Here is a 21,799-nt window from a genome sequence, read left to right as displayed (position 1 = left end):
CTGTCCAGATATCGGGCAGCTTTTTTTATGGGTGAAGGACGCCGATCACGCGCCATCGCCCGAAACGGCATGAGGAAAGGAATGGGGAAGAAAGCCGCAACCGGAACCGGTTGCGGCCAGGATGCATCAGTTGTCGGGCAGTTCGCCCTTGGCCGCCAGGTCGATGGCGCGCACGATGGCGACGGCTTTTTCGATCACTTCCGCCTGGCTGGAGACGCGCATGCTCTTCTTGAGGTGATGGATGTGATCGCGGGTCTTGCGGCTCACCGGGACGTTGAGGAAGCCATCCGGTTCGGTCAGGAACTGCGGCGGAACTACCACGACGGGCTCGATGGTCTTGGAACGCTTGGGCATGGGTATCTCCCTTGTGATTGGTCTGGAATGACGTTGGTAGAGTGCCTGCGGCAATATAACTTTGATCGTAAAGACAGAAGAACTTATTTCTTCGATTTTACGATTTTTATCTGGCCGCTCTTATCAGGCGGGAATACTGAGGCTGATCTTTGGCGGGATCGCAACAGCGACGATGCCCCCGCTTTTTATTCCTGCTTGGAGATCGTGTCAAGCGAATTTCTAAAGGTTTGCCCTTGTGGACAGGTTTCGCAATGCTTAGATTTTGTACCGCTATCATTCCTGCAGCGGATGGGCTTGTGTTCCGGCTTTCGCTCGGGGGACGCGCATTGGGGGGCATGCAGACCTCGCATGCTTGTTTTCGGAAACCTTATAACTTGATGCAGTATGCTGACTGATATCCGGAGCGATATCAAAGTTCCGGGGCAGAGTCCGGTCATGGAAATGATTTACACCAGCCCCCGGCGGCTGGCATGCTCCTTGCAGAGTCCGGATGGCATGCTGGCGGTCCTGCTCCTGAGCAACGGCCCCGGAATGCGCGCACAGTCAATCGCGTGATTTTCTAAGTGTTTGTACGCTGCCCCGTTTTTGCACGCCACGTCCGACATCCACGACAACAAGGGAACCCTCATGAAGTTCGTCAAGACCATCCTCGCCCTGGCCGCTCTGGCCACCCTCACCGGTACCGCCTGTGCCGACAACCTGGCTGACATCCAGAAAGCCGGTGTGGTCAAGATCGGTGTGCCGCAGGACTTTGCGCCCTATGGCTCGGTCACGTCCGACCTGCAGCTGCAGGGCCTGGACATCGATGTGGCCAAGCTGGTGGCCAAGGGTCTGGGCGTGAAGGCCGAGCTGGTGCCGGTACCGATCTCCAGCCGCATGGCTTTCCTGCAGACGCACAAGATCGATCTCATCATTTCCACGCTGGGCAAGAATGCCGAGCGCGAAAAGGTGATCGATTTCTCGCAGGGCTATGCACCCTACAACAACAGCGTCTTCGGCGTGGCCGCGATCAAGGTTGCCGGCCCGGCCGACTTGGCCAACCAGACTGTCGGGGTCGCCCGCTCCACCTTCGAGGACCTGATGCTGACCGACAGCGTGCCCAAGAGCACGGTCATCAAGCGCTATGAAGACAACAACGGGCTGATCTCGGCCTATGTCTCGGGCCAGGTGCAGATCGTTGGTACGGGCGACTTCGTGGCCTATGCGCTGGCGGAGAAGACCCCCAACAACAAGCCGCTGCTGAAGTACATCATCAACGTCTCGACCTGCTATGTGGGCATGAACAAGGGAGAACCGGCGCTCATGGCCAAGGTCAACGAAGCGTTGACCGCCTCCAAGAAGAGCGGGGAGCTCAACGGCATCGTCAAGAAGTGGCTCAACGTGCCGCTGCCGGAGAAGATGGCGACCACTTACCAGTAAGCAGTCATCCCTCAGTGAACGGCCCGCATCGAAGTGCGGGCCGTTTTGCTTACTGGAAGGTAGTGGCCATTTTGGCGGGCAAGGGGACGTTCAGCCATTTCTGCACGATGGCATTGAGTTCGCCGCTTTTCTTGGCTGCCGTGAGGACCTCATTGACCTTGCCGAGCAGGGCGGCTTCGCCCTTGTTGAGTCCGACGCTGCAGCTCGATTCATTGATGATGTACTTGAGCACGGGCTTGTTGCCCGGTGCCTTCTCCGCCAGTGCATAGGCGACGAAATCGCCCGTGCCGACCAGTTGCACCTGGCCGGAGACATAAGCCGAGATCATGGCATTGTTGTCCTCGTAGCGTTTGATGGTGGCGCTCTTCGGGGCGGTGTCGGTGAGCTGCAGATCCTGGAAGGTGCCACGTGCCACGCCCACGGTTTTGCCTGCCAGATCGGCCGGACCGCTTACCTGTACCGAGGCCACCCCGAAGACGCTGTTGTTGTAGGGCGCATAGGATTGCGAGAAATCGATCACCTTTTCGCGCTCGGCGTTCTTGCCGAGGGTGGAGATGACCAGATCCGCCTTGTGCGTCTGCAGGTAGGCGATGCGGTTGGCGCTGGCCACCGGCACCAGCTGCACCTTGACACCCATCTTCTGCGCGATCAGCTTGGCCACGTCGATATCCAGCCCTTGCAGCTGCAGGTCGGAGGTCACCGAACCGAAGGGGGCGAAGTCCTGCGGCACGGCGATGCGCACCGTGCCCGCCTTCTGGATATCGGCCAGTGCATCCGCCTGCGCGACTTGGGTGGACAGGCCCAGCAGGGCCAGCGAGACGGCGAGCACCGGTTTGGCAAATTTCATGTGATCCCTTTCGTTGAATGGACTGTATCGTGCCGGGCGGGTTTGCAATGACCATGCCAGCAGGCGTGCGGCTACTGGGAAAACTGACGATGGTCGAGCGTGCACGCGGGCCGCATCGATGCGGGCGATGCTGATCCGGCATGGCGTCATGCCGATTGGGACTGGCTGATGGCGGGGCGGGGAGGGGCGATCTTGGGGCGGGGGTTCACCAAGTTTGCGCCTGTCTCAGTGAGTGATAAGTCGTGAGACGAGCGCTCCAGGTTTTTCGATGACCGCACGCTGATCAAGCCTGCTTGAAGTGGTGACGGTAAAAGTGATGTTAAAAATCCGGACTCTGATACGGAATCGTTAACCCACGTCATTCACATCGCTGCCATGAACAACATACTTGAAGAGATTCATCCCGGCGAAATCCTGATGGAGGAATTCATCGAGCCAATGCAACTGGATAGGGTGCAGCTCGCTGCGCATCTCGGTATCACCGCAACACATCTGCAAGACCTGGTGCAAGGCCGGGCCGAGATCACGGAGGAAATTGCCCGTCAGCTGGGAGCGTATTTCGATATCGATCCGCAATTCTGGTGGAGCCTCGCATTGAATTACGCCGACAGAGTACGAAAAAAAGCCACGGATCACTCCGTGGCTTGCAGTAAAACACACCGGCCTGGCGCTATGCACGCTTCTGCGGTGGTCCCGGCTCTGCGGGACACACCGGCGGTGTGACAGGGAGACGGTGCAGTCTGCCCGAGTGCATCAGAAGGCCGGAACGACAGCGCCCTGGTACTTCTCTTCGATGAACTTCTTCACGTCCGGGGTATTCAAGGCGGCGGCCAGCTTCTTGATGGCGGCGCTGTCCTTGTTGTCTTCACGCGCCACCAGCAGGTTGGCATAGGGCGAGTTCGCATCTTCGATGAACAGCGAATCCTTGACCGGGTTCAGCTTTGCTTCCAGTGCATAGTTGGTGTTGATCAGGGCGACGTCGACCTGGTTCAGCACGCGCGGCAGGGTAGCCGCTTCCAGGGCGCGGAACTTCAGCTTCTTGGGGTTTTCCACGATGTCCTTCTGGGTCGAGGAAATGTTGGAGCTGTCCTTGAGCTTGATCAGGCCATTGCGGGCCAGCAGCAGCAGGGCACGGCCCGAGTTGGACGGATCATTGGGGATGGCGATGGTGGCACCGTCAGGAATGTCGGCGACCTTCTTGAGCTTCTGCGAGTAGGCGGCGAAGGGCTCGACGTGGACCTTGGCTACCGGCACTTCGATGTCGTTCTTGTGGCTCTTCTTGAACTGGTCCAGGTAGGGCTGGTGCAGGAAGAAGTTGCCATCGACCTGCTTCTCGTTGGTCTGTGCGGCTGGCTGGATGTAATCGGTGAAGACCTTGACCTGCAGTTCAATGCCTTCCTTGGCCAGGGCCGGCTTGATGTGTTCCAGGATCTCGGCATGCGGCACGGGTGTGGCGGCAATCACCAGCTTGTCGGCGGCGTGGGCGCCAACGCTGAAGGCCAGGGCGGCACCGGCCACCAGTTGAGGGATCAGTTTGCGGATCATGGTTCTCTCCATTCTTTTGTAATGACTATCGATTGAACGTCGGTTGACGTGGTGTGGGAGCGTCCCTCGTGGGGAGCGCACCCGGAAAAACATGGACTGCCGTTTCTTGCTGCCTTACTTGCGGGTGAAGCGCAGCACCAGGCGGTCGCCAAAGAACTGCAGCAACTGCACCAGCACTACCAGGATGGCCACCGTGACCACCATCACTTCGGTCTGGAAGCGCTGGTAGCCATAGCGAATGGCCAGGTCGCCCAGGCCGCCGCCACCGATCACGCCCGACATCGCGGCATACGACATCAGGGTGATCGCGGTGATGGTCACCGCCGCCAGCAGGCCCGGCAGGGCTTCGGGCAAGAGCGCGCCAAAAATGATCTGGCGACGCCGTGCCCCCATGGCGGTACAGGCTTCGAGAATGCCGCGGTCGATTTCGCGCAGCACGCTTTCTGTCAGGCGGGCAAAGAAGGGGGCCGTACCGATCACCAGCGGCGGAATGGCGCCGGTCACGCCCAGCGAGGTTCCGACCAGCCACAGCGTGAAGGGGATCAGCAGGATCAGCAAAATCAGGAAGGGTACCGAGCGCAGCACGTTGACCACCAGCGACAGCACCCAGTACAGCCCACGTTGTTCCAGCAACTGGCCGCGGTTGGTCAGGAACAGCAGGATGCCCAGCGGCAGTCCCAGCAAGACCGTGAAGAACAGCGAGCCGCCGGTCATGGCCAGGGTTTCCACGGTGGCGTCGCCGACCTCGCTCCAGTCGATGACCGACAGGTCGATCTGGCCCACCAGGGCAGACAGGGAAGACAGCGCGCTCATGCCAGCACCTCATGATCGATACCGGAATCGCGCAAGCGCGCCAGGACTTCTCCGACGGCCTCATCATCGCCCGAGAATTCCACCAGCAATTGTCCGTAGGGCGTGTCCTTGATGCGCGAGACGGTGCCGCGCACGATGGTGGCCAGCGCGGTGGTCGCCGCCGTCAGTTGCGACAGGATGGGTTGTGCCGCCACTTCACCGGCATAGGTCAGACGCACCAGCGCGCCATCGGGGCGGCGCTGGTAGAGCGTGTCGCTGGCATCCCAGGCGTGGCTTTCGGCCAGCAGCGAACGCGTCACGGCGTGCTGCGGACGCAGGAAGATGTCGACCACGCGGCCCTGTTCGGCCAGCGCGCCCTGGTCCAGCACGGCGACACGGTCGCAGATGCTGCGGATGACTTCCATCTCGTGCGTGATCAGCACGATGGTCAGGCCGAGCTTGCGGTTGATGTCCAGCAGCAGGCGCAGGATGGACTGGGTAGTCTCGGGATCCAGCGCCGAGGTCGCTTCGTCGCACAGCAGCAGGCGCGGCGAATTGGCCAGCGCGCGGGCGATGCCCACGCGCTGTTTCTGGCCACCGGACAATTGCGCCGGATACTGGTCGCGGTGCGCGTCCAGCCCCACCAGCTCCAGCAGTTCAGTCACGCGCGCGGCGCGCTGCTCGCGCGTATAGCGGCCGGTAATCTTGAGGGGCCAGTCGATGTTCTGTGCCACCGTCTTGGCGTTGAGCAAATTGAAATGCTGGAAGATCATCCCCACGCGCTGGCGCAGGCCCAGCAGGGCTTCATGGCCCAGGCCGGTGATGTCTTCGCCGTCGATGATGACGCGCCCGCTGTCGGGGCGTTCGAGGACGTTGAGGGTGCGGATCAGGGTACTCTTGCCGGCGCCGGAGCGGCCGATGATGCCGAAGATCTCTCCCTGGGCGATATCCAGGTTGATGTCCTGCAGCGCGATGATGTCGCGCTGGCCGGCACGGTAAGTCTTGTGGAGTTGCTCGATGCGAATCACGTTGGTCAGTTCTAAGGAAACGGCCCCGAGTCTAACCGGGCGTGACCCACGTGAGAACTTATAAAAAGTTCTTAGCTTATGAGAGAAAAAGCTAGTTGAAACCTAACAAGCGGGAATGATGGAGACGGCGCGCATCTTGTCTGAAAACTAAGCTCGCCGCTCCATCCGTCTTAATGCGCCGCCAGCAATTCCGTCTCGACCTCATGCGCCAGCACCTGCCGCACGGTGGCCACGACGTAATCGATCTCGGCTGCGGTCGTACCGCGTCCCAGCGAAAAGCGCACGGCATTGCGTGCCACGTCGGGCGAACGACCGATGGCCAGCAGCACGAAGGAGGGCGCCGCAGCCGCCGAATTACAGGCCGAACCGGCCGACACCGCGATGCCCAGCAACTGGCTGCCCAGCGTGCCGTAGCGTGTGGGCGGGAAGCTCACGTTGAGGTTGTGCGGCACGCGCGCCTCGGCGCTGCCATTCAATTGCACGCCCGGCAGGTCGGCCAGGCCGGACCAGAGGCGGTCACGCAGGGCGCGGATGCGGCGTCCTTCTTCTTCCAGCAAGTCACCGGCCAGTGCAAAGGCTTCGCCCATGCCCACGATCTGGTGCGTGGCCAGGGTACCGGAGCGCATGCCGTTCTCATGGCCGCCGCCGTCGATCTGGGCTTCCAGCTTCAGGGCCGGATTGTGGCGGACATACAGCGCGCCTATGCCCTTGGGGCCATAGACCTTGTGCGCCGAGAAGGACATCAGGTCCACCTTCAGCTGCTGCAGGTCGATGGCGATCTTGCCAGCCGCCTGTACCGCATCGACGTGAAACACCACACCGTGCCCGGCACACAGTTCACCCAGCTCGGCAATGGGCTGTATCACGCCGATCTCGTTGTTGACATACATCACCGAGGCCAGCAGCGTGTCCGGCCGCAACGCCGCACGGAACTGGGCCAACGTGATGAGGCCATCCGCACCGGGCTGCAGGTAGGTGACGTCGAAACCGGCCTTTTCCAGCGTATGCATGGTGTCCAGCACGGCCTTGTGCTCGGTGGCCACCGTGATGAGGTGCTTGCCGCGCCCCTGGGCGCGCAGCGCGTGGGCACAGCCTTTCAGGGCGAGGTTGTTGGATTCGGTCGCGCCCGAGGTCCAGATGATTTCATCGGGGCGGGCACCGACCAGGCCGGCCACCTGGGCACGCGCCTTGTCCACCGCGCGCCGTGCTTCCCAGCCAAAGGGATGGGAGCTGCTGGCCGCATTGCCGAATTTCTCGGTGAGGAAGTCGCACATGACACGCGCCACGTGCGGATCGACCGGCGTGGTAGCGCCATAGTCCAGGTAGATGGGGAAGCGAAGATCGGCCGGCGGGCGACAGGGAGCAGGGGCGTTCATGACGGTGTTCCGGAGAGTCCAGAGGGTTCCAGTTGAGCAGGGTGGCCAGGGGCCTGGTCATACAGTAACGCCGCAGCCGTTATTTGGAAAACGACTTTGCGCTTATTTGTATATACGAAATTCGAAAATTGCCCGCAGGCATTCCGTTTGGCCAGGCCGCAAGGCAGGAGGGCAGCGGGATTCCCGGTCACATGCCACCTCCTGCATTTGCTTATACAAAATTATTATACTGAAATAGAATACAAGCAAACCTATAATTCGAAAATCATATGCAAGGACCTTGATCAAGGAATGCGATTTCGATGGATCTGAATCAGCTGGAGGCATTTGCGGCCGTAATGACCCTGGGGAGCGTGACCGGTGCCGGCCGCAGCCTGGGCCGTTCGCAGCCCGCCGTCAGCAAGGCCATCGGCGAACTGGAGGCCGAGCTGGGCTACGCCCTGTTCGACCGCAACGGTCCGCGCGTCACGCCCACGGCCAAGGCCTTCCTGCTCTATGAGGAAGTGGAGCGCTCACTGGTGGGCCTGCGCAGCATCCGCGAACGGGCGCAGGAAATCGCCCGCGAAGAAGTCCATCCGGTCCATCTGGTCGCCACCCCCGCGCTGGCCTCCACCATCGCCCCGGCGGCCCTGCAATTGCTGGCCGCCGACAAGGAGCGCGCCTTCCCCGAACACGTCCACCTGCGCAGCGCGTCAGCCGAGCAGGTTGTGCATGCGGTCCTGCATCGTACCGTCAGCCTGGGGCTGACCTCGTTGCCGGTGGCCCATCGCGGGCTGGACCTGCACTGGATCGGCGAAGCGCCTTGCGTGGCGGTGGTGCGGGCCGATCATCCGCTGGCGGGCAAGGACAAGCTCACCCGCGCCGCGCTGCGCGGCCAGCGCGTCATCACCATGTCCAACCGCTATCGCCTGCGCCAGCGCGTGGAACTGGCGCTGGGCGAGGACAGCCAGCTCGATGTCGCCATCGATACCAACACCTCCTTCAACGCCATCATGGCTGCCCGCGCCGGGCTGGGCGTGGCGCTGGTGGAGCCGGCCACGGCCTACGGCATGCCCATCGAGGGCATGGTGGTCAAGCGCCTGGCGGTGGAGATTCCGTTTTATTTTGGCGTGGTCACGCCCTATGGCAAGCCGGTCGAGGGCGTCACGCAACGCCTGATCGATGCCGTGGAGAAGGCCGCCCGCAGCACCTTGCAGGGCTTCGTCAAGCGCGATGCCAGCCTGCACGATGAATTGTTGTAAATGATTTTGCAGCACGCAGTACCGTAGTAAAACCCAAGCAAGCAGCGTCAACCGGGAAGGGCGTTGCATCACAAAACCCGAATCGAGACGATCGCAGGCCTGTGCCGGCGACGTCTCTTCATGCTTTTGACGAGGCACTATGCACGACACCGAACCGACCCTGATCCCCGTTGCCCCCCCGCAAGGACTGGCCGCCCTGGAGGCGCGCGTACGCCAGGACCTGCAATGGCTGGCGCTGCCCGGCAAGTCCTGGACCCCGGCCACCCTGCGCGACGGCGTGCCGGTGATCGACGTGGCCATCATCGGTGGCGGCCAGGCCGGCATGGCCGCTTCGGTGGCGCTGTCGCACCTGGGCATTCCGAATGTGATCTATGACCAGTCGCCCAAGGACTTCGAAGGCCCCTGGGCCACCACTGCTCGCATGGAAACCCTGCGTTCCCCCAAGACCCTGACCGGCCCGGCGCTGGGCTTCCCGGCGCTGACCTTCCGCGCCTGGTTCGAGGCCCAGTTCGGGCTGGACGCCTGGGAAGCGCTGGACAAGATCCCGCGCCTGCAATGGATGGAGTACCTGCGCTGGTTCCGCCGCGTCATGCAACTCGATATCCGCAACGAACACCGCGTGCTGGCCGTGCAGCCGCGCGCCGATGGCATCGTGGCGCTGCAGCTGCAATCGCCTGCGGGCACATCGACCGTGCTGGCGCGCCGCGTGGTGGTGGCCACCGGCCGCGATGGCCTGGGTGGCGCCAGCGTACCGCCGCTGGCCGCGCAGCTGCCGCGCGAACGCTGGGCGCATTCCTCGGACGTCTACGACTATGCCAGCCTGAAGGGCAAGCGCGTGGGCGTGGTCGGCGGTGGTTCGTCGGCCATGGACAGCGCTGCCACGGCGCTGGAAGAGGGCGCGGCGCGGGTCGACCTGCTGATCCGCCGCAAGGAACTGCCGCGCATCAACAAGGGCAAGGGCGCGGGCAATCCGGGCCTGGTCAACGGCCATCTGCATCTGCCCGATGCCTGGAAATGGCGCATTCGCCATTACGTCAACGTGCAGCAGGTGCCGCCGCCTTCGGGCAGCACGCGCCGCGTCTCGCGCTTTGCCAATGCCCGCTTCCTGCTGGGCACGGCGATTGAATCCGTTGAGGTCAAGCCGGATGGGGCGCTACTGCTGCAGACCAACCGTGGTCCGCTGGAACTGGATTTCCTGTTCTTCTCCACCGGTTTCAAGATCGACTGGAGCGTGCGCAGCGAGTTCAAGGACATCGCCCCGCATGTCCTCAACTGGAGCGACCGCTACACCCCGCCCGCCGGTGAAGAGGATCAGGAACTGGCCGACTCGCCCTACCTGGGCCCGGTGTTCGAGTTCCAGCAGAAGACGCCGGGCAGCCTGCCGGGCCTGGAGCGGGTGCACTGTTTCTGTTATCCGGCCGCTGCCAGCCATGGCACGGTCTCCGGCGACATCCCGGCCATCAGTGATGGAGCCTACCGCCTGGCGCAGGGCATTGCCGCGCTGATGTACAGCGAGGACATCGACTACCACTATCGCAACATCCAGTCCTATGAAGAACCGGAACTGGAAGGCGACGAGTGGACCGAATCGCCCTGGGAGCTGCCCGCATGAGTGGGGCCATCGCAAAGAGCGTGCTGCAGGCGCTGATGGTGGTGCTGTTGATGACGGTGATCGTCTTCTTCGGCCTGCACATGATCGGCAACCCGGTCGATATCCTGATCGGCCAGGACGTCGACCAGGTGGACCGCCTGCGCATCATCAAGGAACTGGGACTGGACCAGCCGGTGTGGCGCCAGTACCTGGCCTTCCTCAATGGCGCGCTGCACGGCAACCTGGGCAACAGTTTCGTCTACAACACGCCGGCCATCCTGCTGATCTTCCAGCGCCTGCCGGCCACGCTGGAACTGGCCGTGGCCGCGTTGCTGCTGGCCCTGGCAGTGGGCGTGCCGCTGGGGCTGTTTGCGGGCATGAAGCCGGATCATCCGTTCTCGCGTCTGGTGATGACCACCAGCATCTTCGGTTTTTCGCTGCCGACCTTCTGGATCGGGCTGATGCTGATCATGGCCTTCTCGGTCACGCTGGGCTGGCTGCCTTCGGGCGGACGCGGCCAGACTGCCGAACTGTTTGGCGTGCAATGGTCGTGGCTGACCGCCGATGGCTGGCGGCACATGATCCTTCCGGCCATCAATCTCTCTCTGTTCAAGATCTCGCTGGTGATTCGCCTCACCCGCGCCAATGTGCGTGAAGTGCTGCCGATGGACTACGTCAAGTTCGCCCGTGCCAAGGGCTTGTCGCCGGCGCGCGTGGTACTGATGTACGTGCTGCGCAATACGCTCATCCCCCTGGTGACCGTGGTCGGGCTGGAGTTCGGCTCCACCATTGCCTTTGCGGTCGTAACAGAAAGCATCTTTGCCTGGCCGGGTGCGGGCAAGCTGATCCTGGACAGCATCAATGCATTGGATCGTCCGGTCATCGTGGCTTACCTGATGGTGATCGTCTGCATGTTCGTCACCATCAACCTGGTGGTGGACGTGCTCTACAAATTACTGGATCCGCGCGTGCGGGTGGAGGCCCGTGCATGAGCGCGCCGCAGACCGAAGTGACCATGACGCAAGAACAGGTGCGCGCCCGCGTGGCCGAGCTGTCGGCCTTCCAGGCCCCGCGCCGCGAGTCTCCCTGGCGGCGCGTGATGCGCCATTTCGTGGCCTCGCGCTCGGCCATGCTGGGGCTGGTGATCGTGCTGCTGCTCATCGTCGGTGCCATTGCCGCACCGTGGATCACGCCGCAGAATCCGTATGACCTGATGCAACTGGATGTGCTCGATGCGCGCCTGCATCCGGGTACGCCCAATGGCACCGGGACATTTACGTATTGGCTCGGCACCGATGGCCAGGGCCGCGACCTGGTCTCGGCCATTCTTTACGGCTTGCGCATCAGCGTGGGCATCGGTGTTGGCTCGGCGCTTATCGCGGGCGTGATCGGCACGCTCATCGGCTTGCTGGCCGCGTATGCGGGCGGCAAGGTCGATACGGTGCTCATGCGCTTTGCCGACCTGGTGCTGTCCTTCCCCTCCATCCTGGTGGCGATGCTTATCCTGGCCTACGTCGGCAAGGGCATCTTCAACGTGATGGCCACGCTGGTGGTACTGGAGTGGGCGTATTACGCGCGCACTGCGCGCGGCCAGGCGCTGGTGGAACGGCGCAAGGAATACGTGGAAGCCGCAAGAGGCCTGAACCTGTCGTCCTGGCGCATCATGGTGCGCCACATCCTGCCCAACTGCCTGCCGCCGCTGATCGTCATCGGCACCCTGCAGGTGGCACGCGCCATCACCCTGGAAGCGACGCTGTCCTTCCTCGGCCTGGGTGTGCCGATTACCGAACCCTCGCTGGGCCTGCTCATCTCCAATGGTTACCAATACATGCTCTCGGGCGAATACTGGATCAGCTTCTATCCCGGCATCACGCTGCTGGTGGTGATCGTAGCCATCAACCTGGTCGGCGACCGCCTGCGCGACATCCTCAATCCACGGTGGCAGAAATGAGCGCGCTCACACTTGAAGTGCGCAACCTGCGCACGCATTTCTTCACGCCCGAAGGCGTGTTGCCGGCGGTCGATGACGTCTCGCTGTCGGTCGGCCGTGGCCGCATTCTGGGTCTCGTGGGCGAATCTGGATCGGGCAAGAGCGTGACCGGATTTTCCATCCTCGGCATGGTCGATGCGCCGGGCCGCATCGTCGGCGGCGAGATCCTGTTCCAGGGCCGCGACCTGGTCAGTATGGACAAGACCTCCTTGCGCGAACTGCAGGGCAACCGCATCGCCATGATCTTCCAGGACCCGATGATGACCCTGAACCCGGTCCTGAAGGTGGAAGCGCAGATGGTCGATGCCGTGCTGGCGCACAGCAAGCTCAGCCGCCAGCAGGCGCGCGAACTGGCGCGCGATACCCTGGGCATGATGGGCATCGCCAGTCCGGAAGAACGGCTGCAGGCCTATCCGCATCAACTCTCGGGCGGCATGCGCCAGCGCGTGGCCATTGCCATCGCGATGCTGCACAAGCCCGACCTCATCATCGCCGATGAGCCGACCACGGCCCTGGATGTGACCATCCAGGCGCAGATCCTGTCGGAAGTGCAGAAGCTGGCGCGCCAGCACGGTACCGCCCTGATCTGGATCACGCACGACCTGTCGGTGGTGGCCGGCCTGGCCGATGAAGTGGCGGTGATGTATGCCGGGCGCATCGTCGAGCAGGGCAGTGTGGATGCGGTGCTCGATGCGCCGCTGCACCCCTACACGCAAGGCCTGATCGGCAGCCTGCCCAGCAACAACCGGCGCGGTGCACGGCTGCGCCAGATTCCCGGAATGACGCCCAACCTCTTGCACCTGCCGCCGACCTGCGCTTTTGCTGCGCGCTGCGAGCGCCTTTCCCAGCAGTGCCTGGTGGCCCCGGCGATCAGCGAGCCGCTGCCGGCGCACCGGGTGCGCTGCTATCACCCGACCCCGAGCACACAGAGCAACGAGCACCATGGATAAGGCAGTCATTCCCCTGATCGAAACCCGCGCCGTCAGCCGTCGCTTCGGCGAGCGCCGCCAGGGCTGGCTGGAACGCCAGTTGCAGGCGCGCGGCTGGAGCCGCCCGCCGGCCGTCACCCATGCGCTGGACCAGGTGGACCTGAAGGTCTTGCCGGGTGAAGTGGTGGGGCTGGTCGGTGAATCCGGCTGCGGCAAGTCCACGCTGGGCCGGGTGGCCTGCGGCCTGCTCGATCCTTCCGATGGCCAGGTGCTGGTCAACGGCCGCGACCGCGCCAGCCTCAGCAGCAAGGAAGAAGCCGAGGCCCGGCTGCAGGTGCAAATGATTTTCCAGAATCCCTATGCCAGCCTGAATCCGCGTTTGCGCATTGATCAGATCGTGGGCGAAGCGGCGCAAGTGAACGGAAAGGTCGAGGGCGACCTCGATGCCTATGTCTGCCAGCAGTTGCTGCGCGCCGGTCTTGATCCGGCCCTGCGCGACCGTTATCCGCACCAGTTCTCCGGCGGCCAGCGCCAGCGCATCGGCATCGCGCGCGCACTCGCGGTGCAGCCGCAGATGCTGGTGTGCGACGAGGCCGTGGCGGCGCTGGATGTGTCGATCCAGGCGCAGATCCTCAATCTCTTCATGGATCTGCGCGAGCAACTGGGCCTGACCTATCTTTTCATCAGCCATGACCTGGGCGTGGTGGAGCACGTGTCGGACCGCGTGGTCATCATGTACCTGGGCCGGGTGGTGGAGAGTGCGCCGGTGGGCGAATTGTTCGGCCAGCCCAATCACCCCTATACGCAGGCGCTGCTGGCCGAGGTGCCCCGCATGGGCGCGCGCAAGAAGGAATTCACCGCCATCAAGGGCGAGATCCCCAGTCCGCTGAACCCGCCGACCGGCTGCCACTTCAACCCGCGCTGCCCGCATGCCACGCAGCGCTGCCGTGAAGAGCAGCCCTTGTTGCGCGAGATCGCACCGGGGCACCTGAGTGCCTGCCATCTCAATGATGGCCGCTGAGATGATATGAAACGATAGAAACGACAGAAACGAAGAACCGAGCAGTCAAGAACTTGGCACCCCCGCAGTGCTTCCACCCTGACCACAGAGGAACCCGACCATGAAGAAAACTCTCCTGACCCGCCTGCTGGCCGTCGCCCTGACCGGTGCCGCGCTGGCTGCCGCTGCCGATGCCGCGCATGCGCAGAACCTCAACATCGCCTTTGCCGATCCGCTTTCGTCGCTGGATCCGCAACTGAACAACCACGCCGGCGACCGTTCGGTGGACCTGCATTTCTGGGACCTGCTGGTCCAGAACGATTACAACAAGCTGGTCCCCGGCCTGGCCGTGAGCTGGAAGAACATCGACCCCAAGACCTGGGAGTTCAAGCTGCGCCCCAACGTCAAGTGGCAGGACGGCAAGCCCTTCACCGCTGACGACGTGATCTTCTCCTACCAGCGCGCCCGTGCCGTACCGGGCAGCGTGGCCACCTTCGCCGGCTACCTGCGCACCGTGGAATCGGTCACTGCCAAGGATCCGCTGACCCTGGTCATCAAGACCAACATCCCCAACCCCGACCTGCCGCTGAACCTGGCCTCGGTGCATATCGTCAGCAAGCACGTGGGCGAAAAGTCCACCACCGAGAACTACAACAGCGGTGCGGCCGTGGTCGGTACCGGTCCCTACAAGTTCGTCTCCTACACTCCGGGCGACCGCGTGGTGATGCAGCGTAACGATGACTACTGGAACGGCAAGGCCCTGTGGGAAAAGGTCAACTACCGCTACATCAACAATGGCGCAGCCCGTACCGCCGCGCTGCTGTCGGGCGACGTGGACGTGATCGACAAGGTGTCGGTGTCCGACCTGGCCAAGCTGAAGCAGTCGCCCAACGTCAAGGTCTACCCCTACAACGGCCTGCGCGTGCTGCTGATCCAGCCGAGTTTCCATGAAGGCCCCAGCCCCTTCATCACCGACAACAACGGCAAGCAGTTGGAGAAGAATCCGCTGCTGGACGTGCGCGTGCGCCGCGCCATGTCGCTGGCCATCAACCGCAAGGCCCTGATCGACCGCATCCTGCAGGGTGCGGCCACCGAAGCCAACCAGTGGATGCCGGCCGATACCTTCGGCTACAACCCCGAGATCAAGAACATTCCCTTCGACGCTGCTCAAGCCAAGAAGCTGCTGGCCGAAGCCGGTTTTCCGGAAGGTTTCAAGCTGACCATCCACGTGCCCAACGATCGCTATCCGCAAGCACCGGAAACCCTGCAGGCCGTGGCGCAGTTCTGGACCCGCATCGGCATCAAGACCCAGGTCGAAGTGCTGCCGTGGGCCTCCTATTCCTCGCGTGCCAACAAGAATGAGTTCGCCGTCTCGGTGCTGGCTTGGGGTAACGGTACGGGTGAAGCCAGCTATGCGCTGGTCAACGTGCTGGGCACGGTCGATCCCAAGAAGGGCATCGGCGCCTCCAACTGGAACCACTACAGCAGCCCGGCCGTGGACAAGGCCCTGGCCGATTCGACCGCTGAATTCGATGCGGCCAAGCGCGAAGCCATCCTGCGCGGCGCTGCCAAGACCGTCTCGGATGACGTGGGCGTGATCCCGCTGTACCACTACCAGAACATCTGGGCTGCCAAGAAGGGCCTGAAGGTCACTCCGATCAGCAGCGACCGCACGACGGCCATGATGGTGACCCAGGACAAGAAGTAAGGACATGCCCAACTTCTCCATCGAGGTCAGCCCGGCTGACGACCTGATCGACGTACCCCGCCGCATCATCGTGCGGGGTGCGCATCCGGGCGAGCCGGTGCGGATCTCTTCCTCCACCCTGCGCAACGGCGCGGAGTGGCGCAGTACGGCGTGCTACATCGCCGATGCCTATGGCCACGTCGACGTGAGCATGAATCCGGCCATCGATGGCGATTACTACGGCATCGATCCCATGGGTTTGCTGTGGTCGCAGAAGCCGGTGCAAGCCGGCCGCCGCGACAACTTCCACGCCGATGTCATGGCACCGCTGGTGACTACGCTGACCGTTTCCTCACTGGACCAGCCGGGCCTGGCCCCGTGCGCGCCGGCCAGTACCGAACTGGTACAGCGGCTGGCCGCTGCCGGGGTGACCCGGCGCGAGGTGCGGGAAGAGGGGCTGGTCGGTACGCTCTTCCTGCCGGCCACGCCGGGACCGCATCCGGCGGTGATGATCCTCAACGGGTCCGGTGGCGGCATCAACGAACCGCGTGCGGCGCTGTTTGCCTCGCGCGGGGTGGCCGCGTTTGCGCTGGCGTATTTCAAGGCGCCGGGCCTGTCGGATTACATTTCCAATACACCGCTGGAGTATTTCGAGCGCGGACTGGACTGGCTGCGTGCCGAGGTAAAGCCGCTGCACGATTTCGTCGCCATCAGTGGCCAGTCGCGCGGTGGCGAGCTGGTGCTGCTGCTGGGGGCGACCTTTCCGCAGAAGGTGTCGGCGGTGCTGGCCTATGTGCCCAGTGCGCTGGTACACAGCGGCCAGAATGCGGCCGATCCTGCCGTGGGCCGCGAAGGCCCGACCTGGCTGCTGCGCGGCCAGCCCTTGCCGCATCAATGGCAGGACAACCGCAGCGCCAGCTGGGTACCGTTTGACGAAGGCCCGGCGCCGCATCGCCATGAACTGGCCATGCTGACTGCCTTGCAGGACGAGGAAGCGGTGGCGCGCGCCCGTATTCCGGTGGAGAAGATCGCCGGACCGGTGCTGTTGCTGTCGGCCACCGATGACGGCTCCTGGCCTTCCAGCCTGTATTGCGCGATGGTCAAGGACAAGCTGGCGGAAGTGTCGCACCCGTGGCCGGTGGTATGGCGCAACTATGCGCATGCCGGCCATTCGATCCTGTTCCCCTTCGTCCCGACCACGCAGACCACGTATGCGCATCCGGTGTCGGGGCGCATCAGTACCGGTGGCGGCGAACCCGCCGCCAATGCCCGCGCCGATCTCGACGCCTGGCAGCAGGCGCAGCACTTCCTGCGCGACGCGCTGGCCAGGCATTCATCCACAAAGGAAAACGCATGAGTACCCCCGTCTACGACATCAGCAAGGATGTCATCGACCAGCTGGCCGGCCTGGCCGCTGGCAGCCCCCTGCATGGCCTGCGCCATCAGCGCGACAAGGTGGCCGTGGCTTCGCAGGGCAGCTATGACACGCTGTTCGACCCGGCCCTGGAAGGCATCGGCCTGGATGAGCGCCTGCTGGTGGCGCTCTACGCTTGCCGCCTGGCAGGTGCCACCGACCTGGCCGCGCATTACCGTGCCCGTGCAGAAGCGGTACCGGCCGATGCTGCGCAACTGGCGGCGGCTGACAGCGGTGAGCCCGAGCAATTACCGGAGGGTCGTCTGCGCGCCATGCTGGTCTTCACGCGCGCGCTGACGCAGCGCCCGGTGGAAGGCGACAAGGCTGCGATCGAAAAGCTGCCGGCCGCGGGCATCAGCACGCCGGCGGTGGTGGCGCTGTCGCAGCTGATCGCTTTCGTGTCCTATCAATTGCGCGTGGTCGCGGGTCTGAAGGCCATGCGTGCTGCGGCGGTCCAACAAGGAGAGTCGGCATGAGCGAGATCATCAAGGCCAACGGTTTTACCAATGAGTCCCTGGAATGGGATGCCTGGCTGGACGTGATCCAGCTGGACGCGGCCAGCGAAGACCAGGTCAAGGTGCTGGAAGAAAGCCATCCCAAGGCCAAGACGTCGGACTACTACCTGTTCCTGGCGCACCAGCCCGATATCCTGCGCCAGCGTTCGGCGGCCTTCAACGCCATCATGTATGCGCCGGGTGGGCTCTCGCGTGCGGAGCGCGAACTGGGTTCGCTGGTGGTCTCGCGCATCAATGGCTGCGTGTATTGCGCTTCCGTTCATGCGCAGCGTTTCGAGCAGCTGGCCAAGCGCAATGATACGGTGCGCCAGGTGTTCGATACGCCTTACGGTGCCGGTGTGGATGCGCGCGAGCAGGCCATTGCCAAGTTCTCGGCCGAGCTGACCGAGACGCCGGGCGAGATCGGGGCGGCGCAGATCAAGGCCCTCTATGACGTGGGCTTGAGTGAACTGGAAGTGCTGGACCTGATTCACTCGGTGGCCATCTTTGCCTGGGCCAATCGCTTGATGCTCAATCTGGGCGAGCCGGTGTTTGCCGATGGCAGCCAGGCTGAGGCCAAGTAAATTATTTCCATGAGGAGACAGTGATGCACATTCCGGATCATCTGGTCTATGCCGAGACCCATGAGTGGGTCAAGCTTGAAGACGATGGCACGCTGACCATCGGTATTACCGATTTCGGCCAGGAGCAGTTGGGGCCGCTGGTGTATGTCGATATGCCGGCCGTGGGCAAAGTGTTGGCGAAGGGGGCCGAGTCGGGCATCGTCGAATCCAACAAGACGGCGTCGGATTTGCATGCGCCCGTTGATGGCGAGGTCATCGCCATCAACTCGCTGTTGGTAGATACGCCTGACGCCATCAATGGTGCGCCGTATGAGCAGTGGATTTTCAAGCTCAAGCCGGCTGCGCCATTTTCGGTTGAAGGCTTTCTTGATGCGGCGGGTTACATCAAGCTGATTTCCTGAGTCGCTTTTGCGTTCAGGAAGCCGATGCGGCGGCGCGGATATCGAAGGCGCCGCCGGTTTGGGCGCGGTCACGCAAGGTGACCGCGTTCTTGCCCAGCAGGGGGAAGACCAGTTCGGCAAAGCCTATCGCTTCTTCCAGGTGCGGGTAGCCGGAGAGGACGAAGGTGTCCACGCCCAGGTCCGCATATTCCTGCAGGCGTTCGGCGACGGTGGCCGCATCGCCCACCAGCGAGGTGCCGGCACCGCCGCGCACCAGTCCCACGCCGGCCCACAGGTTGGGGGCGATTTCCAGTTTGTCGCGGCGGCCGCCGTGCAGGGCGGCCATTCTTTGTTGTCCTACTGAATCCATCTTGGCGTAGTTCTGCTGGGCGCGGGCAATGTCTTCGTCGGTGAGTTTGCTGATGAGGCGTTCGGCGTCGGCCCAGGCTTCGGCCGTGGTTTCGCGCACGATGGCATGCAGGCGTACGCCGAATCTGACCGTGCGGCCTTGCTTGGCGGCGCGTTCGCGTACGTCTTCGATCTTCTGTTTGACGGCGGCGGGTGGTTCGCCCCAGGTCAGGTAGGCGTCCACATGCTTGGCGGCGAGGTCGTGCGCAGCAGGGGAGGAGCCGCCGAAATACAGTGGGGGGTAGGGCTGCTGTATCGCCGGATGGAACAGCTGGCCGTTGCGGATACGGAAGTGCTTGCCTTCGTAGTTGAGGGTCTCGCCCTGCAGCAGTTTGCGCCAGATGGTGAGGTATTCGTCGGCGGCTTCGTAGCGTTCGTCATGTTTCAGGAAGACACCGTCGGCTTCCAGTTCCGTGGCATCTCCTCCAGGCACTACATTGAGCAGGAGGCGGCCGTTCAGGGCCTGGTCCAGCGTCGCTGCCTGTCTCGCCGACGGGCCCGGGCCGCCCAGGGATGTCCTCAGCGCTACCAGCAGCTTGATGCGCTGGGTTACAGGTACCAGGCTGGCAGCCACTACCCATGGGTCCAGGCAGGACGCTCCCGTCGGGATCAGCAATCCATCGTATCCCAGCGTTTCGCTGGTCACCGCTATCTGGCGCATATAGTCCAGCGTGGGGGCCCGGCCGAAATCGGATTTGCCCAGGTAACGTGTGTCGCCCGATGTGGGGAGGAACCAGAAGAGTTCTAATGACATGCCAGAGTTTCCTTTTGCATTTTTCGCTTTGGCGTTATTAGAGCGCTCTGTTCTCTTTGTGGCTAAGAATGTTTTCTTCTTTCCTTAGTTGGTTTTTGGTTTTGTTGTCTTGGCTGGGTGCTTTTCTGGTTTTTTGGTATGGGGTAGTCTGCACGGAAATCTTTCCTGCGCTCTAGCTTAATTCTTATCATTCTCCGGTCGGAAGGACGCGCCGGGGGCGGCCCGGCAGCCGCTCACTTTTCTTGTCTCGCCAAGAAAAGTAAGCAAAAGAAGGCGACCCCAAAGAGCCAGCCCTCCTTCGGAGGGTCCCCGCCGCAGCAGAGCGAAAAGTGGGAAGGATAGAGTCGCTTCGCTCCGACTATCCTTCTGATCCACTTTTCGCTCCGCTGCGGCGGCTGGCTCTATGGGGACAACACCCCCACGGGCTCGCCTTCGGCCTCGCCGCGTTTCCGACTCGCCTTCGGCTTTGGGTTGGCTCGCCTGCGGCATCGACCTTTTGTTCGTTCCCACTCCCGCTCTGGGTTTTGGGTTTTTCCTTTTTTGTTCTTTTTTTTGTTTCTTTGTTTTTTTGTTTTTTTTGGTTTTTGTTTAAATAATTTCCGTCCGTTCGTCCTGAGTAGTCGCGCAGCGACGTATCGAAGGCTAAAGAACGCCAAGGCAAAGCCGGAGGCGAGTAGGAGGGGGTGCGAGGCCGAAGGCGAGCCGTCTCAGTCGTCCGCATCTGCGCCGCCGCTTCAGTACCCAATAAAACGGATCAGAAAAATAACCGGAGCGAAGCGACTTTATTTTTCCCGTTTTATTGGGTACTGAAGCGGGGACCCTCCGAAGGAGGGCGGCGGAGTTGCGGTCGCCTTCTTTTGCTTACTTTTCTTGGCGAGACAAGAAAAGTGAGCGGCTGCCGGGCCGCTCCCGGCGCGTTCTTCCGACCGGAGAGGGAAAATAATTAAGCTAGAGCGCAGGACAGAATTCCGTGCAGACTACGCCAAACCTAACAACCAGAAAAGCACCCAGCCAAGACAAGACAAGACAAAACCAAATCAACCACCGATCAAAGCCCCGCGATATTCACCAATCCATTTGGCAAACAATTGCGCCTCAGCCCCCGCCTGCAAGCTGATCCCGAGGTAGTAGGGTGCGAGGTTCAAGCGCAGATCAGGGAAGGGACAAACCAGCCGCCCCGAGCGCAGATCGTTATCCGCAAGTGATACAGGCGACAAGGCCACCCCCAGCCCATCCATGACCGCCTGCAATACAAAATGCACGTGATCGAAATGCAGCATTGCCTGGGAACGTGAGCGTTTCAGGCCGGCCAGCTTGCGCCAGTCCTCCCAGTCATTGCGCCGACTGCGCGACACCAGCACCGTATGCCGCGCCAACTGCGACACGTCCTCCAGCGGCATGGATTGCAGCAGCGCAGGAGAAGCCACCAGCACCAGCTCATCCTCCATGAACCGCTGCACCTTCAGGGTCTCAGGCCAATTGGTCTCTCCCCGCCGGATCGCGATATCAAACGAAGAGCCCGCCTTGCCCACGGTCGCCGTACTGGTCACCACCTGGGGCGCAATCCCCGGATACCGCTCCACGAAATCGGACAGATGCGGAATCAGCCAGCGCACCGCAAAGGAAGGCCGCACATTGATGACCACCGTGCGCGTAGGCGCATCCCGCATCACCCGCCGCGCCGCATTGGCGAGAATATCGAGCGCCGGACTGGCCTCCTCGAAGAACTGCCGCCCACGCTCGGTCAGCAACACCTGCCGCGTACGCCGCTCGAACAAGGGCATGCCGAGATAGTCTTCCAGGTTCTTGATCTGGCGACTGACCGCGCCATGTGTGACATTGAGCTCCTGCGCCGCAAGCGTGAAACTCTGGTGACGGGCCGCTGCCAGAAAGGCGCGGATGGCATTGAGCGGAAGAGTGAGATCGGCCATGCGTCAAATATTATCACGCATGCCCGGAATTAATA

General features: G+C 62.6%; 21 protein-coding genes. 13 read left to right on the top strand and 8 right to left on the bottom strand.

Annotated elements, in window-relative coordinates; genetic code table 11:
- Window positions 1-126 precede the first annotated feature (126 nt).
- Window positions 127-354: a hypothetical protein gene (locus MKD49_RS16380; RefSeq protein WP_034339550.1), complete on the bottom strand. Its 228-nt coding sequence runs from the start codon at window positions 352-354 to the stop codon at window positions 127-129.
- Window positions 355-981: 627 nt separating this feature from the next.
- Here MKD49_RS16380 and MKD49_RS16375 point away from each other — a divergent pair.
- Window positions 982-1,773 (top strand): transporter substrate-binding domain-containing protein, encoded by a 792-nt coding sequence (locus MKD49_RS16375; protein WP_134134890.1) that lies wholly within the window; start codon window positions 982-984, stop codon window positions 1,771-1,773.
- A gap of 49 nt (window positions 1,774-1,822) precedes the next feature.
- On the opposite strand, the gene MKD49_RS16370 is transcribed toward MKD49_RS16375, so the two are convergent.
- Window positions 1,823-2,620 (bottom strand): transporter substrate-binding domain-containing protein, encoded by a 798-nt coding sequence (locus tag MKD49_RS16370; protein WP_034339564.1) that lies wholly within the window; start codon window positions 2,618-2,620, stop codon window positions 1,823-1,825.
- Between the two features lie 375 nt (window positions 2,621-2,995).
- Here MKD49_RS16370 and MKD49_RS16365 point away from each other — a divergent pair, with 375 nt between their 5' ends.
- Window positions 2,996-3,343 (top strand): HigA family addiction module antitoxin, encoded by a 348-nt coding sequence (locus tag MKD49_RS16365; protein ID WP_252696837.1) that lies wholly within the window; start codon window positions 2,996-2,998, stop codon window positions 3,341-3,343.
- 30 nt (window positions 3,344-3,373) lie between these two features.
- Here MKD49_RS16365 and MKD49_RS16360 read toward each other — a convergent pair whose 3' ends face one another.
- The 4 genes from MKD49_RS16360 to MKD49_RS16345 all read right to left on the bottom strand — a co-directional run bounded on the left by MKD49_RS16360 (window position 3,374) and on the right by MKD49_RS16345 (window position 7,361).
- Window positions 3,374-4,165: a MetQ/NlpA family ABC transporter substrate-binding protein gene (locus MKD49_RS16360; protein ID WP_252696836.1), complete on the bottom strand. Its 792-nt coding sequence runs from the start codon at window positions 4,163-4,165 to the stop codon at window positions 3,374-3,376.
- A 114-nt stretch (window positions 4,166-4,279) separates the two neighbouring features.
- Window positions 4,280-4,978 carry a methionine ABC transporter permease gene (locus MKD49_RS16355; protein ID WP_121038704.1) on the bottom strand — a complete coding sequence of 233 codons (699 nt, stop codon included), beginning with the start codon at window positions 4,976-4,978 and terminating at the stop codon, window positions 4,280-4,282.
- Window positions 4,975-5,985 carry an ATP-binding cassette domain-containing protein gene (locus MKD49_RS16350; RefSeq protein WP_252696835.1) on the bottom strand — a complete coding sequence of 337 codons (1,011 nt, stop codon included), beginning with the start codon at window positions 5,983-5,985 and terminating at the stop codon, window positions 4,975-4,977. The genes MKD49_RS16355 and MKD49_RS16350 overlap by 4 nt, the downstream gene beginning before the upstream one ends.
- A gap of 170 nt (window positions 5,986-6,155) precedes the next feature.
- Window positions 6,156-7,361, bottom strand: a complete 1,206-nt coding sequence (locus MKD49_RS16345) for an aminotransferase class V-fold PLP-dependent enzyme (RefSeq protein WP_252696834.1) — start codon at window positions 7,359-7,361, stop codon at window positions 6,156-6,158.
- A 302-nt stretch (window positions 7,362-7,663) separates the two neighbouring features.
- On the opposite strand from MKD49_RS16345, the gene MKD49_RS16340 reads away from it, so the two are divergent.
- The 11 genes from MKD49_RS16340 to gcvH all read left to right on the top strand — a co-directional run bounded on the left by MKD49_RS16340 (window position 7,664) and on the right by gcvH (window position 18,692).
- Window positions 7,664-8,602, top strand: a complete 939-nt coding sequence (locus MKD49_RS16340) for a LysR family transcriptional regulator (RefSeq protein WP_204725204.1) — start codon at window positions 7,664-7,666, stop codon at window positions 8,600-8,602.
- A gap of 139 nt (window positions 8,603-8,741) precedes the next feature.
- Window positions 8,742-10,214, top strand: coding sequence for an NAD(P)-binding domain-containing protein (locus MKD49_RS16335; protein ID WP_252696833.1), 1,473 nt, complete (start codon window positions 8,742-8,744; stop codon window positions 10,212-10,214).
- Window positions 10,211-11,185, top strand: coding sequence for an ABC transporter permease (locus tag MKD49_RS16330; protein WP_039786022.1), 975 nt, complete (start codon window positions 10,211-10,213; stop codon window positions 11,183-11,185). The genes MKD49_RS16335 and MKD49_RS16330 overlap by 4 nt, the downstream gene beginning before the upstream one ends.
- 23 nt (window positions 11,186-11,208) lie before the next feature.
- Complete coding sequence (locus MKD49_RS16325; RefSeq protein ID WP_371925488.1) at window positions 11,209-12,144, top strand: ABC transporter permease; 936 nt, start codon at window positions 11,209-11,211, stop codon at window positions 12,142-12,144.
- Entirely contained in the window at window positions 12,141-13,133 is a 993-nt protein-coding gene (locus tag MKD49_RS16320; RefSeq protein ID WP_209533412.1) for an ABC transporter ATP-binding protein, read from the top strand. The genes MKD49_RS16325 and MKD49_RS16320 overlap by 4 nt, the downstream gene beginning before the upstream one ends.
- Entirely contained in the window at window positions 13,126-14,133 is a 1,008-nt protein-coding gene (locus MKD49_RS16315; RefSeq protein ID WP_121038725.1) for an ABC transporter ATP-binding protein, read from the top strand. Before MKD49_RS16320 ends, MKD49_RS16315 begins: the two co-directional genes overlap by 8 nt.
- A gap of 100 nt (window positions 14,134-14,233) precedes the next feature.
- Window positions 14,234-15,820 carry an ABC transporter substrate-binding protein gene (locus MKD49_RS16310; RefSeq protein ID WP_209582874.1) on the top strand — a complete coding sequence of 529 codons (1,587 nt, stop codon included), beginning with the start codon at window positions 14,234-14,236 and terminating at the stop codon, window positions 15,818-15,820.
- Between the two features lie 4 nt (window positions 15,821-15,824).
- Window positions 15,825-17,156 carry an acyl-CoA thioester hydrolase/BAAT C-terminal domain-containing protein gene (locus MKD49_RS16305; protein WP_121038731.1) on the top strand — a complete coding sequence of 444 codons (1,332 nt, stop codon included), beginning with the start codon at window positions 15,825-15,827 and terminating at the stop codon, window positions 17,154-17,156.
- Window positions 17,153-17,689, top strand: coding sequence for a CMD domain protein (locus tag MKD49_RS16300; protein ID WP_204725210.1), 537 nt, complete (start codon window positions 17,153-17,155; stop codon window positions 17,687-17,689). Before MKD49_RS16305 ends, MKD49_RS16300 begins: the two co-directional genes overlap by 4 nt.
- A complete protein-coding gene (locus tag MKD49_RS16295) occupies window positions 17,686-18,291 on the top strand; it encodes a peroxidase-related enzyme (protein WP_121038737.1) in 606 nt (201 codons plus the stop codon). Before MKD49_RS16300 ends, MKD49_RS16295 begins: the two co-directional genes overlap by 4 nt.
- A 23-nt stretch (window positions 18,292-18,314) precedes the next feature.
- Window positions 18,315-18,692, top strand: a complete 378-nt coding sequence (gene gcvH, locus MKD49_RS16290) for a glycine cleavage system protein GcvH (RefSeq protein WP_204725211.1) — start codon at window positions 18,315-18,317, stop codon at window positions 18,690-18,692.
- Window positions 18,693-18,705: 13 nt separating this feature from the next.
- On the opposite strand, the gene ssuD is transcribed toward gcvH, so the two are convergent.
- Window positions 18,706-19,833: an FMNH2-dependent alkanesulfonate monooxygenase gene (gene ssuD, locus MKD49_RS16285; RefSeq protein WP_252696831.1), complete on the bottom strand. Its 1,128-nt coding sequence runs from the start codon at window positions 19,831-19,833 to the stop codon at window positions 18,706-18,708.
- A gap of 1,037 nt (window positions 19,834-20,870) precedes the next feature.
- Window positions 20,871-21,764, bottom strand: a complete 894-nt coding sequence (gcvA, locus tag MKD49_RS16280) for a transcriptional regulator GcvA (protein ID WP_252696830.1) — start codon at window positions 21,762-21,764, stop codon at window positions 20,871-20,873.
- Window positions 21,765-21,799 lie beyond the last annotated feature (35 nt).

This window comes from Herbaspirillum sp. WGmk3 (assembly GCF_023952535.1).
GTDB classification, from domain to species: Bacteria; Pseudomonadota; Gammaproteobacteria; order Burkholderiales; family Burkholderiaceae_D; genus Herbaspirillum; species Herbaspirillum huttiense.
The sequence above is the reverse complement of the archived record's forward strand: the minus strand, read 5'-3'. Positions and strand labels throughout refer to the sequence as shown.

What these genes read in the sequence shown, in the direction of transcription:
- MKD49_RS16380 (WP_034339550.1), bottom strand. Translation starts at nt 354, where the DNA reads ATGCCCAAGCGTTCCAAGACCATCGAGCCCGTCGTGGTAGTTCCGCCG.
- MKD49_RS16375 (WP_134134890.1), top strand. Translation starts at nt 982, where the DNA reads ATGAAGTTCGTCAAGACCATCCTCGCCCTGGCCGCTCTGGCCACCCTC.
- MKD49_RS16370 (WP_034339564.1), bottom strand. Translation starts at nt 2,620, where the DNA reads ATGAAATTTGCCAAACCGGTGCTCGCCGTCTCGCTGGCCCTGCTGGGC.
- MKD49_RS16365 (WP_252696837.1), top strand. Translation starts at nt 2,996, where the DNA reads ATGAACAACATACTTGAAGAGATTCATCCCGGCGAAATCCTGATGGAG.
- MKD49_RS16360 (WP_252696836.1), bottom strand. Translation starts at nt 4,165, where the DNA reads ATGATCCGCAAACTGATCCCTCAACTGGTGGCCGGTGCCGCCCTGGCC.
- MKD49_RS16355 (WP_121038704.1), bottom strand. Translation starts at nt 4,978, where the DNA reads ATGAGCGCGCTGTCTTCCCTGTCTGCCCTGGTGGGCCAGATCGACCTG.
- MKD49_RS16345 (WP_252696834.1), bottom strand. Translation starts at nt 7,361, where the DNA reads ATGAACGCCCCTGCTCCCTGTCGCCCGCCGGCCGATCTTCGCTTCCCC.
- MKD49_RS16340 (WP_204725204.1), top strand. Translation starts at nt 7,664, where the DNA reads ATGGATCTGAATCAGCTGGAGGCATTTGCGGCCGTAATGACCCTGGGG.
- MKD49_RS16335 (WP_252696833.1), top strand. Translation starts at nt 8,742, where the DNA reads ATGCACGACACCGAACCGACCCTGATCCCCGTTGCCCCCCCGCAAGGA.
- MKD49_RS16330 (WP_039786022.1), top strand. Translation starts at nt 10,211, where the DNA reads ATGAGTGGGGCCATCGCAAAGAGCGTGCTGCAGGCGCTGATGGTGGTG.
- MKD49_RS16325 (WP_371925488.1), top strand. Translation starts at nt 11,209, where the DNA reads ATGACGCAAGAACAGGTGCGCGCCCGCGTGGCCGAGCTGTCGGCCTTC.
- MKD49_RS16320 (WP_209533412.1), top strand. Translation starts at nt 12,141, where the DNA reads ATGAGCGCGCTCACACTTGAAGTGCGCAACCTGCGCACGCATTTCTTC.
- MKD49_RS16315 (WP_121038725.1), top strand. Translation starts at nt 13,126, where the DNA reads ATGGATAAGGCAGTCATTCCCCTGATCGAAACCCGCGCCGTCAGCCGT.
- MKD49_RS16310 (WP_209582874.1), top strand. Translation starts at nt 14,234, where the DNA reads ATGAAGAAAACTCTCCTGACCCGCCTGCTGGCCGTCGCCCTGACCGGT.
- MKD49_RS16305 (WP_121038731.1), top strand. Translation starts at nt 15,825, where the DNA reads ATGCCCAACTTCTCCATCGAGGTCAGCCCGGCTGACGACCTGATCGAC.
- MKD49_RS16300 (WP_204725210.1), top strand. Translation starts at nt 17,153, where the DNA reads ATGAGTACCCCCGTCTACGACATCAGCAAGGATGTCATCGACCAGCTG.
- MKD49_RS16295 (WP_121038737.1), top strand. Translation starts at nt 17,686, where the DNA reads ATGAGCGAGATCATCAAGGCCAACGGTTTTACCAATGAGTCCCTGGAA.
- gcvH (WP_204725211.1), top strand. Translation starts at nt 18,315, where the DNA reads ATGCACATTCCGGATCATCTGGTCTATGCCGAGACCCATGAGTGGGTC.
- ssuD (WP_252696831.1), bottom strand. Translation starts at nt 19,833, where the DNA reads ATGTCATTAGAACTCTTCTGGTTCCTCCCCACATCGGGCGACACACGT.
- gcvA (WP_252696830.1), bottom strand. Translation starts at nt 21,764, where the DNA reads ATGGCCGATCTCACTCTTCCGCTCAATGCCATCCGCGCCTTTCTGGCA.